Source organism: Duganella levis (genome assembly GCF_009857605.1).
In the GTDB taxonomy this organism is placed as follows: domain Bacteria; phylum Pseudomonadota; class Gammaproteobacteria; order Burkholderiales; family Burkholderiaceae_D; genus Rugamonas; species Rugamonas levis.
On the sequence record NZ_WWCT01000016.1, the window covers coordinates 31,793 to 48,941 of the forward strand.

Here is a 17,149-nt window from a genome sequence, read left to right on the forward strand (position 1 = left end):
CTCTTGCCAATGTAAAAGGTTCACACTTGCCAATTAATCAAATGAAAATTTGTTTCGCCAAGGGTTTCTTTATTATATTTCCCCGCAATATCCGCATCATAAGGACGGGCCCTCTAAGAGTGATTTTATTTTTCGCCTTTTCCAGCGCAATATCATTTTCCTTCCATGAGATAATCGATGGCAAGCGAGATTTAAAATAGTAGACAGTGACGCTACCGCCATTACTTTGCTGATATCCATATTTAACGATGCGATTTTTTATATCGTTTAACAAAATCAGGTCATCGCCAATCGATTCCATTTCAATAAAAAACCTTGCTGGCAGTGTCAGGTTCAATATCACCGAAGATCCGGAAAATGCTGCTATTAGCACAATCGGGGGCGCCGGTGGCAGTTTCAACGCCATTAATATCGATTGAAAGATAAAAAATCCAACTATCGTACTGACAATATAGGAACCTAACTGTTTTAACGATTGCACCGGCAGCAAATGCCCAATCGGGCTACTTAACTCTTCCACGTCGGAAATTTCGATTTTCATAGGGAGTTAGCAATAACTGCGACAACAGTGAGGATAGCAGCTTGCTTGTCAGGAAAGTACGCGAAATCTCACACGGAGATTTGATGAGAAGAGTGACCGGATTCGGATGCAGTCAGATATCCGGCGGGAGTCTATTAGCCTTGCCCTGGCTTGAACTTCATCAGTTTCATCGCTGGGGCCAAGCCTTTGGCGGATTTGGCATAGTCGTCCCACGGCGTATTGCCGACGTCCAGCCGCGTGTGCACGTTGGTGACAGTCCAGTGGTCTGCGCTTGGCAGGCCATCCAGCTCTTCCCACGTGACCGGCACAGAAATGCCCAGACCCGGCCGCGTGCGTGCCGACCAGGCGCTGACTGTGGTGGCGCCGCGTCCATTGCGCAGGTAGTCGATGAAGATTTTGCCGACGCGGTTGCGCGGACCGCTCTTCAGGACGAAGCGTTCCGGTATCGTCTCCGCCATGTGCGCGACAATGGTTTGTGAGAAGGACTTCACGTCATCCCAGCCATAGCCTGGCTTGATCGGCACCACGACGTGCAGGCCTTTGCCGCCGCTGGTCTTGAGGAAGGCCGGCAGGCCAAGCTCGGTGAGGAAAGCGCGCATCAGTTGCGCCGCTTCCTTTACCTCATCCCACGTGACGCCCTTGCCCGGATCGAGGTCGAAGATCATGCGGTTGGGCTTTTCGTAGCTGCTACCGTTGGCGTTTTGCGTGTGCAGCTCGACCACGTTCATTTGTGCAGCCGACAGCAAGCCCTCCTCCGTCGGCACTTCCAGCATCGGCGGATGCTCCGGGTCCAGCGATTGCTTGAACTGCTTCACGCCCGGCATGCGTGATACTTCGGCATGCTTCTGGAAGAACAGTTCACCGCCCACGCCATCCGGCGCGCGCACCAGCGATACCGGGCGGCCTTTCAGATGCGGCAGCATCAATGGCGCCACCAGCGCGTAGTAGCGCACCAGCGTGATCTTGGTGGCGCCGCTTTGCTTGTCGATGACGCGGTCGGGATTGGTGATCTTGAGTGATTTGGGCAGCGTGCCCTCAATGGCGGTTTCCATCGCGGGTTCCTCCTTGATGCGCGCCGGCTGTTCGCGCACGATGGCGTTGGCTTTTTTGTCCTTGCGCAGGCCTTTGAAGACGGAATGACGGATCGAGCCGGAATGCGTCCATTCGCCGAAGGCCACTTCCGCTACCAATACGGGTTTGAGCCAGTGTGCTTTTTTATCGATGTCGCGGCTGGGGGCGAACGGGCTTTTGTCGGCGGCCTGTTTGTCCATCTTGGCTTTCAGGTCGGCCAGCGTGGTGGCGTTGAAGCCGCTGCCGACGTTGCCGGCGTATTGCAGTTTGCCGTCCTTGTCGTAGGTACCGAGCAGCAGTGAGCCAAAGCCACTGCGCGTACCCTGCGGATCGGTGTATCCGCCGATGACGAATTCCTGCCGCTGGCCGCATTTCAGTTTGATCCAGGTGCCGGTGCGACGCGCGGTATAGCGCGAGTCACGGCGTTTGCCGATGATGCCTTCGAGGCCCATCTGGCAGGCGGCGGCGATCATGTCCTGTGGCGTGGCGTTTAGTGCCGCGCTGAAGCGCACTGTGTCTGTCTGGCGCTTGGCGAGGACTTGTTCCAGCTCGGCGCGGCGTTGTTCCAGTGGCAGGTCGCGCAGGTCACGGCCGTTGTGGAATGGCAGGTCAAAGATGAAGTAGACGATGTCGCCAGGGGCGTTTTCGTCAAAGGCGTTTTGCAGGAGGCCGAAGTCGGGGCGGCCGTTGTCGTCGTGGACGACGATTTCGCCGTCGTACCAGCCGGCGGGCAGCTTCATTTTGCTCAGCGCCGCGTGCAGCGGTTGCAACTTGTGCGTCCAGTCGTTGCCGTTGCGGGTGATCAGGCGGATGTCCTTGCCTTCGATGCGGGCCAGGATGCGGTAGCCGTCGAATTTGACTTCAAATAGCCAGTCCTCCGCTGCGGTCGGCGGGGCATCGACCAGCGTGGCCAGTTGGGGCGATAGCGTCTCCGGCAGCGCGGCTTTGGGTGCGGCGCGTTCGGCGGCTGCGGTGCGGGGAGACGCGGCCGGCACGGCGACAGGCGCCGCCCCAGCAGGCATCGGCAGCGCCTTGACGCTGTCGGGCATCTCGTCCACCAGGCTGAACTCCGCTGCCGGCCGCGCGTATTCGTCGTTCTCCTTAATAAGCAGCCAGGGTTCCTGCTTTTCGCCTTTGCCCTTCATGCGCACCAGCACCCAGCGGCCATGCATCTTGTGGCCGTGGATTTCAAATTTCAAGTTACCTGCCTTGAGCGCCTTGCGCGGATCGTCGAGCGGATGCCAGGTGCCCTTGTCCCAGATGATTACCTTACCTGCGCCGTACTGCTTGGGCGGGATGGTGCCCTCAAAATCGTTATAGGAGATCGGATGATCCTCTACGTGCACAGCCATGCGCTTGTCGTGCGTGTCGTAGCTTGGGCCTTTGGGCACGGCCCAGCTCATCATTACGCCGTCCAGTTCCAGGCGGAAGTCGTAGTGCAGGCGCGTCGCCCAGTGCTTCTGGATGACAAACGTCAGCGCCTCCCTGCCCTCCTCGCCGCCTTCGGCAGGTTCGGGGGTGATGGCGAAGTTGCGTTTTGCCTTGTAGGTTTTGAGCGAGTCTTTCATGTCGCCAGCCTATGCCCGTCACTGACAGAAAACCGTGCGCTGGCTAACTTGTAAGCGATTGTAAAGACCGTCAACGCTAGCAATCCGGGCCGCGTTTTTTGCTCAGAGACGCGGGAATTGTCCCGGGCCCAGAAAAACTGATAGAGGATTGAATCATGACCAAAATTATCGCTACCCTGATCGCCGGCCTGTTCGCAACCGCTGCATTTGCACAGACTCCTGCCCCTACTCCTGCTGCTGCCAAGGCAGAAGCCAAGGAAACCAAGACCGCCGCCAAGGCAGAAGCTAAAGAAACCAAGGCTGAGATCAAGGCAGAAGCCAAGACCGCCAAGGTAGAAGCCGATGCGAAAAAAGACGTCGCTGTCGCCAAGGCGGAAGAAAAATCCGACAAGGCTGACGCCCACGCCAAGGCCACCAAAACCAAAGCCAAGGCTCACGCCAAAGCCGAGAAAACCGAAGCCGCAGCAACGCCTGCGCCAGTCACCACCAAGTAATTCCATTCGCTAGCGGCGAAAAAAAAAGCGGACCGAAGTCCGCTTTTTTGCATTGCTGCTGCGCTTAGTTCTGCGCGACGTTTGGTGCGGCGCCAGCGCCGTCCCAACCACCACCCAGCGCACGAATCAACGCCACCGTGGTCACTGCGCGATTGCCTCGCAGTTGCACCGCAGTGCGCTCCACCGTCGCCAGATTGCGCTGTGCGTCCAGCAGATCCAGATAGCTGGAACGACCCGCCGAATACAGCTTCTGCGCCAGATCGGCCGAACGACGCGCCGATACTACTGCATCTTCAATCTGCACCGTCTGGCCAGCCAGGATACGCAGGCCCGCCAGATTGTCTTCCACTTCCGCGAACGCCGTCAGCACACTTTGACGATAGGTACCGACCGATTCTTCCAGCACTGCTTCGCTGCGCGTGATATTGGCCTTGTTACGGCCACCATCGATCAGCGGCATCGACAACGCCGCACCCAGCAGCCACGAACGGCTGCTCCACTTGAAGATGTCAGCCACGGTATTACCCGAGGTGCCACCCGCATTCGCGTTCAGCATCAGCGATGGGAACATCGCCGAACGCGCCACGCCGATGCGGGCATTAGCCGCTTCCATCGCGCGCTGTGCGGCGGCGATGTCAGGACGGCGCTCCAGCAGCGTCGATGGCAGGCCGGCTGGAATCAATGGCAGCAAGGCGCCATCCAGCAGCGGGCTGTTGCCGGCCGTGTAGCTGGCCGCCGGTTTGCCCAGCAGGACCGCCAGCGCATGCTCGGTGGTCACGCGTTGGCGTTGCAGGCCAATGGCTTCGGCACGCGACGTCGCCAGTTCCGTCTTGGCGCGCGACAGGTCGAATTCGCCGATGTCGCCCAGGTCGAAACGACGCTGGTTGACTTTGACGTTTTCTTCGCGGGTCTGGACCGTGCGGTTCAACGTGTCCAGTTCAGCGTCGGTGGCACGCAGACGGAAGTACGTCTGCGCCACATCCGCCTGCACCGACAGCAGCACCGAGCGGTAAGTCGCTTCGACCTGCGCCGCATCGCCACGCGCCGCAGCGACGTTGGACGATACGCGGCCGAACAGATCGACCTCGTAGCTGGCCGTCAGGTTGGCGCTGAACACTTTGGCCGGCGCCACCGGCGTGCCGGCCGGCAGGCCCAGTTCCACATCCGACTGGCGCAGACGCTGGGCGCCGACACCGACGCCGACTTGCGGAATGCGGTCCGCTTCAGCGATACCGGCAATGGCGCGCGCCTGCTTGACGCGGGCCGCAGCCACCGCCAGGTTGGCGTTGGCGCGGGTGGCTTCGTTGATCAGCTCATTCAGGGCCGTATCATTGAAGGCCAGCCACCACTCGCCGCGCGGCTGGGCTTCGGCGGCTTGCGCCGTTTTCCAGGTGCTGCCGTCGGCGGCGGTTTTGGTGGCCGCCGGTTGTTGCGATTCCTTGAACGCGGTTGGCACGTCCATCGCAGGTTGCTTGAACTCCGGCGCTGCGCATGCGGTCATCAGCAAGGCCGCCAGGATGGGCGCTACGCCCTTGGCGATCATCTGCAGCTTGTTCATCGAGTTGACCATATTAGTGGCTCCCTTCCAGTTTTACCGCAGCGGCATCGCCATCCACGGCAGGTTTTTTCTTCTCCATCTTGATCGCCAGCTTGCGCAGCAGGACGTAGAACACCGGCGTCAGGAACAGGCCGAAGAAGGTCACGCCCAGCATGCCGGCAAACACCGCCACACCCATTGCATGACGCATCTCGGAACCGGCGCCGTGCGAGAACACCAGCGGCAGTACGCCCATGATGAACGCGATCGACGTCATCAGGATCGGACGCAGACGCAGACGGCAAGCTTCCAGCGCGGCTTCAACGACGGTGCGGCCATGGTGCTCCAGCTCCCGTGCAAACTCCACGATCAGAATCGCATTCTTCGACGCCAGGCCAACCAGCACAAACAGCGCGATCTGGGTGAAGACGTTGTTATCGCCGTGGGTCAGTTTCACGCCCACCAGTGCGCAGAAGATCGACATCGGCACGATCAGGATCACCGCCAGCGGCAGGGTCCAGCTTTCGTATTGCGCCGCCAGCACCAGGAACACCAGCAGTACGCACAGCGGGAACACGTACATCATGGTGTTACCCGACAGGATGTCCTGGTAAACCAGCTCGGTCCACTCGTAGCCAATACCCTTCGGCAGCACTTCGTTGACGATCTTGGTCATTTCAGCCTGCGCTTCACCGGTCGATACGCCAGGTGCGGCGCCGCCGTTGATTTCAGCTGCCACGTAAGCGTTGTAGCGCTGTACGCGATCCGGGCCATAGCTATCCTTGACGCGCATCAGCGACGACAGCGGAATCATCTCGCCCTTGTTGTTGCGGACCTTCAGTTGCGCGATGTCTTCAGCGTGCGAACGGAACTGCTTGTCAGCCTGGACGCGAACCTGATAGGTGCGGCCGAACTGATTGAAGTCGTTCACGTACAGCGAGCCCAGATTGATCTGCAAGGTCTGATAGATCGTTTGCAGCGGCACGCCCAGTTGCTTGGCCTTGGCGCGGTCGATGTCGGCGAACAGCTGTGGCACGTTGATCTGGTAGCTGGAGAACACGCCGGCCAGTTTCGGATTCTGCCAGGCCTTCATCTGCACCGCTTGCACGGCTTTGTACAACTCGTCGTAACCCAGGTTGTCACGGTCTTCGATCATCAGCTTGAAGCCGCCGGTGGTACCCAGACCGCTCACCGGTGGTGGCGACAGCACCAGCACGAAAGCGCCTTCGATTGCGCCCATGCGCTTGTTCATTTCACCGGCGATTGCTTCCGCCGTTTCATTCGGCTTGGTACGCTCGTGGAATGGCTTCAGGCCGAGGAACACGATACCGGCGTTAGGCGCATTGGTGAAACCGTTGATCGACAGGCCAGGGAACGAGATCGAGTTATCGACGCCTGGAATGTCCTTGGCGATCTCCGACATCTTGCGGATCACGGCGTCGGTACGGTCCAGCGATGCAGCGTCAGGCAACTGGGCGAAACCGATCAGGTAACCCTTGTCCTGCGGCGGCACGAAGCCCGGCGGCACGATCTTGAACATGAAGCCAGCAGCAACAGCCAGCACCGCGTAGATGACCAGCGAACCGCCTTTGCGTTTCAGCGCGCCTTTTACGCCGCCTTCATAGCCATGCGAAGCACGGTTGAAGAAGCGGTTAAACCAGCGGAAGAAGCCACCGAAGACTTTGTCCATGCCGCGGGTCAGCGCATCTTTCGGTGCGTCGTGTGGTTTCAGCAGCACGGCCGACAGCGCAGGCGCCAGCGTCAGCGAGCTGAATGCCGAGATCACGGTCGAAATCGCGATGGTCAGGGCGAACTGCTTGTAGAACTGGCCCGACAGACCGGAGACGAAGGCGATCGGCACGAACACCGCGCACAGTACCAGCGCAATCGCGATGATCGGACCACTCACCTCTTTCATCGCCTGGATGGTCGCGTCATGCGGCGACAAGCCATTTTCGATGTTACGTTCGACGTTTTCTACCACCACGATCGCATCATCGACCACGATACCGATCGCCAGCACCAGGCCAAACAGCGACAAGGTGTTGATCGAGAAGCCAAAGCCCAGCATCACGGCAAAAGTACCCACCACCGAGACCGGAACGGCCAACAGCGGAATCAGCGACGCGCGCCAGGTTTGCAGGAAGATGATCACCACCAGTGCCACCAGAATGATCGCTTCGACCAGGGTGTGGATCACGGCGTCGATCGACTCGCGCACGAATTGGGTCGGGTCGTATACAACGCTGTATTCGACGCCTTCCGGGAAATCTTTCGACAGGCGGGCCATGGTGGCGCGCACATCGGACGACAGTTGCAGCGCGTTGGCGTTAGGCGCTTCGAAAATGGGAATCGCCACCGCCGATTTGTTGTTCAGCAGCGAACGCAGGGCGTACGAGTTACCGCCCATTTCCAGACGGGCCACATCCTTCAGCAGCGTGACCGCGCCATCGGCGTTGGTCTTCAGGATGATGTTGCCGAATTCCTCAGGCGTTTGCAGACGGCCCTGGGTATTCACGGTCAGCTGGAAGTCCGCGCCTTCGGCTGGACCCTGGCCGATCACACCGGCGGCAACCTGCACGTTCTGCTCGCGGACGGCGTCAACGACGTCGCCGGCGGTCAGGCCGCGCTGGGCCACTTTCTGTGGATCGAGCCAGACGCGCATGGCGTAGTCGCCGGAACCGAACAGCTGCACCTCGCCCATACCAGGCAGGCGCGCCAGTTGATCCTTGACGTTCAACACCGCGTAGTTACGCAGATACAGGTCGTCGTAACGGCCGTTCGGCGAATTCAAGTGGACCACCATCGTCAGGTTAGGCGACGATTTCACGGTCGTTACACCGATCTGGCGCACTTCTTCCGGCAGGCGTGGCAACGCGCGTTGGACGCGGTTCTGCACCTGGGTTTCAGCTTGCTCGACGTTGGTGCCGATCTTGAAGGTGACGGTCAGCGCCAGCGCGCCGTCCGAGGTGTTTTGCGAGGACATGTACAGCATGTTCTCGACGCCGTTGATCTGTTCCTCAAGCGGCGCAGCCACGGTTTCGGCGATGATCTTCGGATTGGCGCCGGGGTACTGCGCGCGCACCACGATCGATGGCGGCACCACGTCCGGGTACTCCGAGATCGGCAGCTTGAAGATTGCGATCAAGCCGGCGACGAAGATGATAATCGACAGTACCGCCGCAAAAATCGGCTTGTCGACAAAGAATCGAGAGATATTCATTTTTAATTATTCCTTGGTAGTGCCCGTTTTAGCAGCGGCTACTTTCTGATCTTTTTTGGCGTTCATTTCTGCTGCCAGCGGATCGGCATCCATCGCCACGGTGTTCGGCGTCACCGGAGCGCCCGGTTTCACGCGTTGCAGGCCGTTGACGACGATTTTCTCGCCGGCTTTCAGACCGTCACGCACGATGCGCAAACCATCGACTTGCTGACCCAGCTGCACCGGACGGTACTCGGCCTTGTTGTCCTTGCCGACCACGTAGACGAACTTGCGGTTCTGGTCGGTGTTGATGGCGCGGTCATTGATCAGCAGGGTCGACTTGGCGCCGGTACTGCCGGCCAGTTGCACGCGGGCGAACAGGCCAGGCACCAGCAGGCCATCGGCGTTGACCAGGATGGCGCGCATGCGCACCGAGCCGCTGCGCGGGTCGAGCTGGTTGTCGACGAATTCCAGCTTGCCTTCATGCGGGAAGCCGGTTTCGTTGGCCAGGCCGATTTTCACGCTGGCTGGTTTGCCCTGGTGAGCGGCGGCGCCGACGCGCAGGTAGGTGTCTTCGTCACCGTCGAAGGAGGCGTAGATCTGGTCCAGCGACACCACCGAGGTCAGCACGGCCGATGGATCGACCAGGTTGCCCAGCGTGATTTCCGCTTTCGACACGCGGCCGTTGATCGGCGACGTCACTTGCGTGTAGCTCAGGTTGAGCTTGGCGGTTTCGTACTGGGCCTGGGCGGCACGCGCATCGGCGTCCAGTTGCTTGTAGCTCGACGCCGAAGTGTCGTATTCGCGCTGGGCGATGGCTTTGTCGGCCAGCAGCTTTTCAGCGCGGACCAGTTCCACCTTGGCCAGTTCAGTCTTGGCGCGCGCCGAGCTGGCGGCCGCTTCGGCACGGTTGGCTTCGGCCTGGAATGGACGTGGATCGATGACGAACAACACTTCGCCCTTTTTCACTTGCGAACCTGGCTTGAAGTTGATGGCCGTGATGAAGCCGCCCACGCGCGGACGAATCTGCACCTGGTCGATGGCTTCCAGACGGCCGGAGAACTCCTGCGTCTCGGTGATGGTTTTCTCGACTACCAGCGCTGCCGATACCGGCGGCCCGCCGGCAGCGGCCGGTGGTGCTTCGGCTTTGCTGTTCGCTTCGCCGCAACCGGAAAGTGAGAATGCGGCCAGGCCCGCCAGTACCAGCGCGGCGACCAGCGGCCGGGCGATAGCAGTCATTGAGTTAACGGTTTTCATGTTAATTCCTTTTTGTATGAAAATAATTAATGGAAAGGGCGGCACCGGGCGGTCTCAAGCAAAATCGAGAAAACACGGTACTAGCGCCCCGCTGGCAAGCCAGTGGGGACGTAACTCGGGTACTTCTTTAAGGAATGGGGAATCCTATGCGGCTGACGGCGTCTCGGACCGTTCCAGGCCAGCGATGAAACTGGCGATTTCTCCCAGTGCCGAACAACGACAGGCACATTCATTGCGTGCCCCCGCATCCTTCAGGGGCGCCGGCTGCATGCGCCGGACAGTGGTTTTGACGCCGCAGCCAATCAACTTGGCGCCGTACTGTTCCGCTTCGTCGCGCAGCGGATCATCTTCGGTCGACAGGATCAACGCAGGCGGCAGGTTCTTCAGGCGGCTCGATTGCAGCGGCGATGCATATGGATGGGTGCGGTCGGCAGCGTTCGGCAGGTAGCCACGGTAGGCCTTGGCGCAGGCATCGGCCACATCCAGCAGCTCCGGCTCGGCCTGGATCTCGCGCATCGAGCAGGTGGTCAGGCCCGGATCCAGCATCGGCATCACCAGCACCTGGCCGGCCAGTGCCGGGCCGCCGCGATCGCGTGACATCAGCGCGCAGACGGCTGCCAGGTTGGCGCCCGCCTCAATCCCGGCCACCAGCAATTGCTTGCCGGTCCAGCCCAGCTTGGCCTTATTCTTCTTGGCCCACACCAACACGGCGTGCGCATCTTCCACTGCTGCCGGGAAGGGTTTCTCTGTCGCTAAAGTATAGGCAGATGCTAACACCCCCACATGCTGGCTGTCGTCTGCCAAATGGCGCAAAAACATGTCCGCATCTTCCAGGTCACCACCGACAAAGCCGCCGGCATGGAAGAAGACCAGCAGCATGTCGCGCTTGGCGCCGGCATCGCCGCTGGTATAGAGGCGCGCGGCCAGTGGACCTTCCGCGCCCTTGACTTCCAGGCTGCGGATTTTGAGTTGGTCCGATAAAACCGGCAGGGCCTCTACTGGATTGTTCATTGTTGCACCGTTCCTGATTCGTTGGAGGACAACATGTTAGCAGGATCGCAGGGGTTATCGCCGCTAGCGACCAGCATCAGCGCGCGCACGCCGCGCACCTCCGCCTTGGCGCTATGAGAATAAGCATCCGTATAAATCACGCTTGCCAGTGCCGCCGATGTCAGCGCCAGTGTAGCCATTGCAAAAATTACATCCCGATATTTCATGATGAGTCCTCCTTTCTTCGTCTTTTACTTTGTGCAGTACAGCAATCTTAAACTTGATCTACAATCCAATAAAGATGGCAAAGTCGAATTGATTGTTCAGGATTCCGAACAATAGGACCAAAGATGAATAAACTTCAAGCGATGGAAGTGTTTGTGCAGGTGGTGGACGCGGGCGGCTTTACGCGCGCGGCGGACGCCATGAAGCTGCCGAAGGCAACCGTCTCCACCCTGATCCAGTCGCTGGAAGGCGCGCTGGCGGTCAAACTATTGCACAGGACCACGCGCCACGTCAGCGTCACAGCCGATGGCGCGGCCTATTATGAGCGCTGCCTGCGCATCCTGTCCGACGTGCGCGAGGCCGAGGAATCGCTGTCGCGCACCCGGCTCAGCCCGTCCGGGCGGCTGCGGGTCGACGCCCCTACCGGCCTGGCCAGCGACGTCATCGTGCCGGCGCTGCCGCAGTTCTTTGAACAGTATCCGGATATCCAGCTGGAGCTGGGCTGCAGCGACCGCCCGGTGGACCTGATCGAGGAAGGCGTCGATTGTGCCGTGCGCGGCGGCGCGCTGGGTGACTCCAGCCTGATCGCGCGCCGGGTCGGCATTCTGCACTTTGTCACCTGCGCCTCGCCGGCCTATCTGGAACGCTATGGCCGGCCGGCGCACCCGAACGAACTGCTGCGCCACCGCTGCGTCAACTATTTTTCCGCCCGCACCGGTAAAATCTTCGACTGGGACTTTACGCGCGACGGCGAGCGGGTGCAGGTCGCCCTGCCTGGCCACATCGCGCTGAACGACAGCAACGCCTACATTGCGGCCGGCATCGCCGGGCTGGGCATCGTGCAGATGGCCAACTTCATGATGGAGCCGATGCTCAAGGACGGCCGCTTCGAACTGCTGCTTGAGGACTGGATCAGCGATCCCTTGCCGGTCCACGTGGTCTATCCGCAGAACCGCCACCTGTCGGCCAAGGTGCGCGTGTTTGTCGAATGGGTCGCCGAACTGTTTTCCAATCACCCCGGCATGCGCCTGCCGAAGATGCCCGCGCGTGCCACACCGCTGGAGATAGCCATATGACTGAAACCCACCGCATTGTCTTCCTGGACCGCGACAGCGTCATCGCCAACGTCCGCAAACCGTCGTTTGGGCACGAGTGGACTGAGTATCCTTCCACGCCGGCCAGCGAGACGGTGCAGCGCCTGCGCGACGCCCGCGCCAGCATCGTCATCACCAACAAGGTGGCGCTCAGCGCCGACGACCTGGCGCAGCTGCCGGATGTGAAACTGATCGCGGTGGCGGCTACCGGCACCAATATCGTCGACCTGGCGGCGGCCAAGGAACGCGGCATCGTCGTCACCAATATCCGCAACTACGCCGTGCACACGCTGCCCGAGCACACGTTTGCACTGATCCTGGCCTTGCGCCGGCAACTGGTGGCGTATCGGGAAGATATCGAGGCGGGACTGTGGCAAAAGTCGGAACGCTTCTGCCTGTTCGGCCATCCGATTTCGGACCTGGCCGGCAGCCGGCTAGGCCTGTTCGGCTACGGCGCGCTGGGCAAGTCCACGGCGCAGATCGCGCGCGCGTTCGGCATGGAAGTGATCGTGCATAACCGTTCGCCGCTGCCGGATGCGGCCGCCGACGGCGTGCGCGAAGCCAGCTTTGACGAGGTATTGGAAACGTCGGACGTGATCAGCCTGCACCTGCCGCTGACCGACCAGACCCGCAATATGATCAGCGCCAAGGAGCTGATCCGCATGAAGCGCAGCGCGCTGCTGATCAACACCGCGCGCGGCGGCCTGGTGGATGAAGTGGCGCTGGCCGATGCCTTGCGCAGCGGCCTGATCGCCGGCGCCGGCTTCGACGTGCTGGTGACGGAACCGCCACCGGCCGACAATGTGCTGCTCAACCTGCGCCTGCCCAACTTCATTTTGACGCCGCACTCGGCCTGGGCCAGCACGCAGGCGATGCAGACGCTGGTCGATCAGCTGATCGACAATATCGAAGCGTGGCACGCGGGCGCGCCACGCAACGTGGTTACTTAACGTCCAGCAGTTCGACGTCGAAGATCAGGGTGGCGTTCGGCGGAATCGGGCCGGCGCCGTTTGCGCCGTAACCCATGGCGGCCGGCACGATCAGGGTACGCTTGCCACCGATCTTCATGCCTTGCACGCCTTCGTCCCAGCCTGAGATAACCTGGCCGGCGCCGAGGCGGAAGCTGAACGGCTCACGACCGATCGACGAATCGAACTTGGCGCCATGCTGGTCCGGTGCATCCGGTACGAACAGCCAGCCGGTGTAGTTGACGATGGCGGTAACGCCAGCCGTAGCGTCCTTGCCAGTGCCGACAACGGTATCATTTTTTTGCAGCGCAGTGACCGCAGGAGCGGCCGGAGCGGCAGGCGCATCAGCGGCGCTGGCGGCCGGTGCCGACGCTGGCGCGGTCTCAGGCGTTTTATTGCGATCGCAGGCGGTCAACGTCAGGGCCAGCGTCAGGCCGATTGCGCAAGAAGAGATCAGATGTTTCATGGTGGCTTTCTTGTTGATGAGGCCAGCAGCTTACACGATATTGACCTCACCCACGCGCAAATGGTGCTGCCCGCCGAACGCCCACACGGTTTCGTAATCCAGCATCAGAAACTCCCCGGCAGCAGGATGTTTTGGTCGACCCGCTGCACATCGCGCAGGCCGCAGAAGGCCATGGTCAGGTCCAGCTCGTTGCGGATGATGTCCAGGCACTTGCTCACGCCCTGCTCGCCCATCGCCCCCAGTCCGTACAGGAATGGCCGCCCGATGTAGACGCCTTTCGCCCCCAGCGCCAGCGCCTTGATCACATCCTGGCCGGAGCGGATGCCGCCGTCCATATGCACTTCAATGTCCTTGCCGACCGCCGCCGCAATGCGCGGCAGCGCGCCGATCGACGATTCCGCGCCGTCCAGCTGGCGGCCGCCGTGGTTGGAGACAATCAGCGCATCGGCGCCATTTTCCACGCACAGCCGCGCATCCTCTTCATCCATGATGCCTTTGATGATCAGCTTGCCGCCCCAGCGCTGCTTGATCCACGCCACGTCCTTCCACGACAGGCTGAGGTCGAACTGCTGCGAAGTCCACGACGACAGCGACGACATATCCGACACCGACTTCGCGTGGCCGACGATATTGCCGAAAGTACGGCGCTTGGTGCCCAGCATGCCCAGGCACCAGCGCGGCTTGGTGGCCAGGTTGAGCAGGTTGGCGACTGTCAGCTTGGGCGGCGCCGACAGGCCGTTGCGCAGATCCTTGTGGCGCTGGCCCAGCACCTGCAAATCCAGCGTCAATACCAGCGCCGAGCAGTTGGCGGCCTTGGCGCGGTCGATCAGGTTGTTGATGAAATCGCGGTCCTTCATCACATACAGCTGGAACCAGAACGGCTTGCTGGTGTTGGCGGCGATGTCTTCAATCGAACAGATGCTCATGGTAGACAAGGTGAACGGCACGCCGAATTTTTCCGCTGCCTTGGCCGCCAGGATTTCGCCGTCGGCGTGCTGCATGCCGGTCAGCCCGGTCGGCGCCAGCGCTACCGGCATCGCCACCGGCTGGCCGATCATGGTGCTGGCCAGCGTGCGGTTTTCCAGGTTGACCGCCACCCGCTGGCGGAATTTGATCTTGCCGAAGTCTTCGTTATTGGCGCGGTAGGTCGATTCCGTCCACGAACCGGCATCAGCGTAATCATAAAACATGCGAGGCACGCGCTTTTGTGCCAGCACGCGCAAGTCTTCAATATTAGTGATGATGGCCATCCGCGCTCCCCTTTTACTATGATCAATAGATCATCAGGCATTTCGCGGCAAAAGCCAAGTTCGGCGATGATTACGCAAACAAGCCACGCAAAGCAAAAGGGCCTGAAGATTTCTCTTCAGGCCCTTCTACTCACGAATTTTGGTGCGGCTGGCAGGAATCGAACCCACGACCCCTTGGTTCGTAGCCAAGTACTCTATCCAGCTGAGCTACAGCCGCGAAACACTACTTTATAACCGGATACGACGTCCGGCTATTTACTCAATTTTTTTGGTGCGGCTGGCAGGAATCGAACCCACGACCCCTTGGTTCGTAGCCAAGTACTCTATCCAGCTGAGCTACAGCCGCGCAAAACAAGATTATAACAGCGCTTTCTCGTTTTCTGAAGGGTTCAAAAAAGAAATTTTGCTATTCAATTCAAACCCTTACACTTATATAGCAAAAAGGCCCGAAGATCGCTCTTCAGGCCCTTTCACTTATATCTGGTGCGGCTGGCAGGAATCGAACCCACGACCCCTTGGTTCGTAGCCAAGTACTCTATCCAGCTGAGCTACAGCCGCGAAGACAAAGAGTATAGCAGGCTCCTGCAACAATTAAAAGTGTTCCTGCAAGAAATTCCTTCACCTGCCCGCACTACCGTGTAGCACGTTTGCGCTACATACAAGCCTGGCCGATATAAATACCATAAGCATCTTTCCTAGCAACATGCTTGCCAGTTGGTCATTCAATGTTGCGATCGGTATAACTCGCTTACAGGCCACTCTGCATGCCTTCCCTATTTCCTGTCACCGCCGGGTTCCGTCCCCGGCCCTCTTTGTTATTGCTTGGCGCCATGTGCGCGGCGCTCTCCAGCGCCTATGCCCAGCAACAGGCGCCGCTGGCGCCGCAAGTTACACCGCGCGATTTGCGGCCCGACACGCCACCCAAGCCCGCCGCCAGCCTGCCTCAGCAGGTAGTCGCGTCGGAAATTCCACCCAATGCCGACAATCTGTTCGTGCGCCTGGGCGATGTCAAGCTGGAAGGCGGTTTCGACGAACTGGACAGCGCCAGCGAGGAACTGATCGCGCCACTGCGCGGCCAGCGCATTTCGGTGGCCGCGTTCTACCATCTCGGCGACGCGCTGGAAAACCTGTACCGCGAGGCCGGTTACCCGCTGGTGCGGGTAGTGATTCCACCGCAGACCGTCACCGACGACGCGCCGCTGCGCATGGTGGTGCTGGACGGCTTTATCGAGCGCGTGGATACCCAGGCGCTGCCAGCACGCACCCGTCAGCGCGTGCAGCAACTGACCGACGGCCTGGTCGGCCGCCGCCATCTGCGCAACCAGGACCTGGAACGGGCGCTGACGCTGGCCGGCCGCGCTCCCGGCCTGAACCTGCGCAGCGCGCTCGGCGCCGGCAGCAGCGCCGGCGCCACCGTGCTGGTGCTGGACGGCGAACTGTCGCTGTTCGGCGCCTCGCTGTCTGCCGACAACCGCCTGTCCGAGGCCATGGGCAAATGGCAGGATACGCTGCAAGTGCGACTCAACCAGCCATTCGGCCTGGGCGAGCAGCTGTATATGTACGTCTCCGGCGGCACCCATCTGCGCGACGCCGGCCACACCGAAGCGCCGCGCCGCGTCGGTGGCGGCGGCCTGATCCTGCCGCTCGGCGACAACGGCCTCAGCCTGAATCCGGAATTCACCATCTCTGACACCAAGCCGCGCACCGCCTTCGCCCTGCTGCAATCGCGCAGCCAGCTGGAACGGCTGACGCTGCGCCTGATCTACCCGCTGCTGGTGACCCGCGCCGAGGAACTGACGCTGACCGCCGTGGCCGACGCCAGCCGCCAGACTGACACGCTGCCCAACTTCGGCTACACGCTGGACATCGACCGCCTGCGCGTCGGCCGCGTCACGCTGGACTGGCGCCGCGCCGCCGGCCCGGGCCAGCTGCGCGCCAGCACCACCTACTCGCGCGGCACGCCGCTGGCCGGCGCCCGCTCGAACGACGAGATGGCCAGCAGCGGCATCCCGATGTCGCGCGCCGGCGCCGAATCCGGCTTCGCCAAGCTGGAGGCGACGCTCGATTACAGCATGGCCCTGCCGCTCGGCGTGCAAGCGCGTTCGATCATGCGCGGCCAGTTGGCCTTGAGCGGCGTGATGCCAAGCGCCGAATTGTTCAGCATGGATGGCGAAGACGCCCTCTCCACCTTCCAGTCCGGCTCGCTGTCGAACGACGGCGGCTGGACCGCGCGCCAGGAATTCTCGCGCCCGCTCGCAGCCGGCCCGGTCGGCGTCGAGCCGTATGGCTTTGCCGCCGCCGGCAAGGCCACCACCCGCGTTCACCTCGGCACCGTGTCGCCGCTGCTGGAGGACGCTTACGGCATCGGCTTGCGCCTCAGCTGGAAGAACTGCTCGCTGGCCGCCGAATTCGGCCATCGCCGCCTGCGTCCCGCCGGCATCAATGAAACCCAGTCCACATTCAAAGCCCAGGTGCAATTTTGAAGA

Annotated in this window: 13 protein-coding genes and 3 tRNA genes; 4 read left to right on the forward strand and 12 right to left on the reverse strand. The window is 61.0% G+C overall.

Features of this window, described 5'->3' with window-relative positions; translation table 11 throughout:
- Window positions 1–37: 37 nt before the first annotated feature.
- Window positions 38–541, reverse strand: coding sequence for a hypothetical protein (locus GTP69_RS18825; protein WP_161056298.1), 504 nt, complete (start codon window positions 539–541; stop codon window positions 38–40).
- 134 nt (window positions 542–675) lie between these two features.
- The gene (ligD, locus tag GTP69_RS18830) at window positions 676–3,180 is read right to left on the reverse strand and encodes a DNA ligase D (RefSeq protein ID WP_161056299.1); all 2,505 of its coding nucleotides are present in this window, start codon (window positions 3,178–3,180) and stop codon (window positions 676–678) included.
- A gap of 155 nt (window positions 3,181–3,335) precedes the next feature.
- On the opposite strand from ligD, the gene GTP69_RS18835 reads away from it, so the two are divergent.
- Window positions 3,336–3,674 carry a hypothetical protein gene (locus GTP69_RS18835; RefSeq protein WP_161056300.1) on the forward strand — a complete coding sequence of 113 codons (339 nt, stop codon included), beginning with the start codon at window positions 3,336–3,338 and terminating at the stop codon, window positions 3,672–3,674.
- Between the two features lie 64 nt (window positions 3,675–3,738).
- Here GTP69_RS18835 and GTP69_RS18840 read toward each other — a convergent pair whose 3' ends face one another.
- The 5 genes from GTP69_RS18840 to GTP69_RS18860 all read right to left on the reverse strand — a co-directional run bounded on the left by GTP69_RS18840 (window position 3,739) and on the right by GTP69_RS18860 (window position 10,887).
- On the reverse strand, window positions 3,739–5,232 hold the full coding sequence (locus tag GTP69_RS18840; protein WP_161056385.1) for an efflux transporter outer membrane subunit: 1,494 nt from the start codon (window positions 5,230–5,232) through the stop codon (window positions 3,739–3,741).
- A 13-nt stretch (window positions 5,233–5,245) separates the two neighbouring features.
- Complete coding sequence (locus GTP69_RS18845) at window positions 5,246–8,434, reverse strand: efflux RND transporter permease subunit (protein ID WP_161056301.1); 3,189 nt, start codon at window positions 8,432–8,434, stop codon at window positions 5,246–5,248.
- 6 nt (window positions 8,435–8,440) lie between these two features.
- Window positions 8,441–9,670: an efflux RND transporter periplasmic adaptor subunit gene (locus tag GTP69_RS18850; RefSeq protein WP_161056302.1), complete on the reverse strand. Its 1,230-nt coding sequence runs from the start codon at window positions 9,668–9,670 to the stop codon at window positions 8,441–8,443.
- 144 nt (window positions 9,671–9,814) lie between these two features.
- Window positions 9,815–10,681: an alpha/beta hydrolase gene (locus GTP69_RS18855; protein ID WP_161056303.1), complete on the reverse strand. Its 867-nt coding sequence runs from the start codon at window positions 10,679–10,681 to the stop codon at window positions 9,815–9,817.
- Window positions 10,678–10,887 carry a hypothetical protein gene (locus GTP69_RS18860; RefSeq protein WP_161056304.1) on the reverse strand — a complete coding sequence of 70 codons (210 nt, stop codon included), beginning with the start codon at window positions 10,885–10,887 and terminating at the stop codon, window positions 10,678–10,680. Before GTP69_RS18860 ends, GTP69_RS18855 begins: the two co-directional genes overlap by 4 nt.
- Window positions 10,888–11,010: 123 nt before the next feature.
- On the opposite strand from GTP69_RS18860, the gene GTP69_RS18865 reads away from it, so the two are divergent.
- Together GTP69_RS18865 and GTP69_RS18870 are read left to right on the forward strand one after the other, a co-directional pair.
- Window positions 11,011–11,961 carry a LysR family transcriptional regulator gene (locus GTP69_RS18865; protein WP_161056305.1) on the forward strand — a complete coding sequence of 317 codons (951 nt, stop codon included), beginning with the start codon at window positions 11,011–11,013 and terminating at the stop codon, window positions 11,959–11,961.
- Window positions 11,958–12,929, forward strand: a complete 972-nt coding sequence (locus GTP69_RS18870) for a D-2-hydroxyacid dehydrogenase (RefSeq protein ID WP_161056306.1) — start codon at window positions 11,958–11,960, stop codon at window positions 12,927–12,929. The genes GTP69_RS18865 and GTP69_RS18870 overlap by 4 nt, the downstream gene beginning before the upstream one ends.
- On the opposite strand, the gene GTP69_RS18875 is transcribed toward GTP69_RS18870, so the two are convergent.
- The 5 genes from GTP69_RS18875 to GTP69_RS18895 all read right to left on the reverse strand — a co-directional run bounded on the left by GTP69_RS18875 (window position 12,922) and on the right by GTP69_RS18895 (window position 15,221).
- On the reverse strand, window positions 12,922–13,413 hold the full coding sequence (locus GTP69_RS18875) for an FKBP-type peptidyl-prolyl cis-trans isomerase (RefSeq protein ID WP_161056307.1): 492 nt from the start codon (window positions 13,411–13,413) through the stop codon (window positions 12,922–12,924). The two genes, GTP69_RS18870 and GTP69_RS18875, sit on opposite strands and share 8 nt — an antisense overlap.
- Window positions 13,414–13,517: 104 nt before the next feature.
- A complete protein-coding gene (locus tag GTP69_RS18880) occupies window positions 13,518–14,663 on the reverse strand; it encodes an alpha-hydroxy acid oxidase (protein WP_161056308.1) in 1,146 nt (381 codons plus the stop codon).
- Window positions 14,664–14,803: 140 nt separating this feature from the next.
- Window positions 14,804–14,880: transfer RNA gene (locus GTP69_RS18885), tRNA-Arg, on the reverse strand.
- A gap of 52 nt (window positions 14,881–14,932) precedes the next feature.
- Window positions 14,933–15,009, reverse strand: a tRNA-Arg gene (locus tag GTP69_RS18890).
- Window positions 15,010–15,144: 135 nt separating this feature from the next.
- Window positions 15,145–15,221: transfer RNA gene (locus GTP69_RS18895), tRNA-Arg, on the reverse strand.
- 206 nt (window positions 15,222–15,427) lie between these two features.
- On the opposite strand from GTP69_RS18895, the gene GTP69_RS18900 reads away from it, so the two are divergent.
- Window positions 15,428–17,146 (forward strand): ShlB/FhaC/HecB family hemolysin secretion/activation protein, encoded by a 1,719-nt coding sequence (locus tag GTP69_RS18900; RefSeq protein ID WP_161056309.1) that lies wholly within the window; start codon window positions 15,428–15,430, stop codon window positions 17,144–17,146.
- Window positions 17,147–17,149 lie beyond the last annotated feature (3 nt).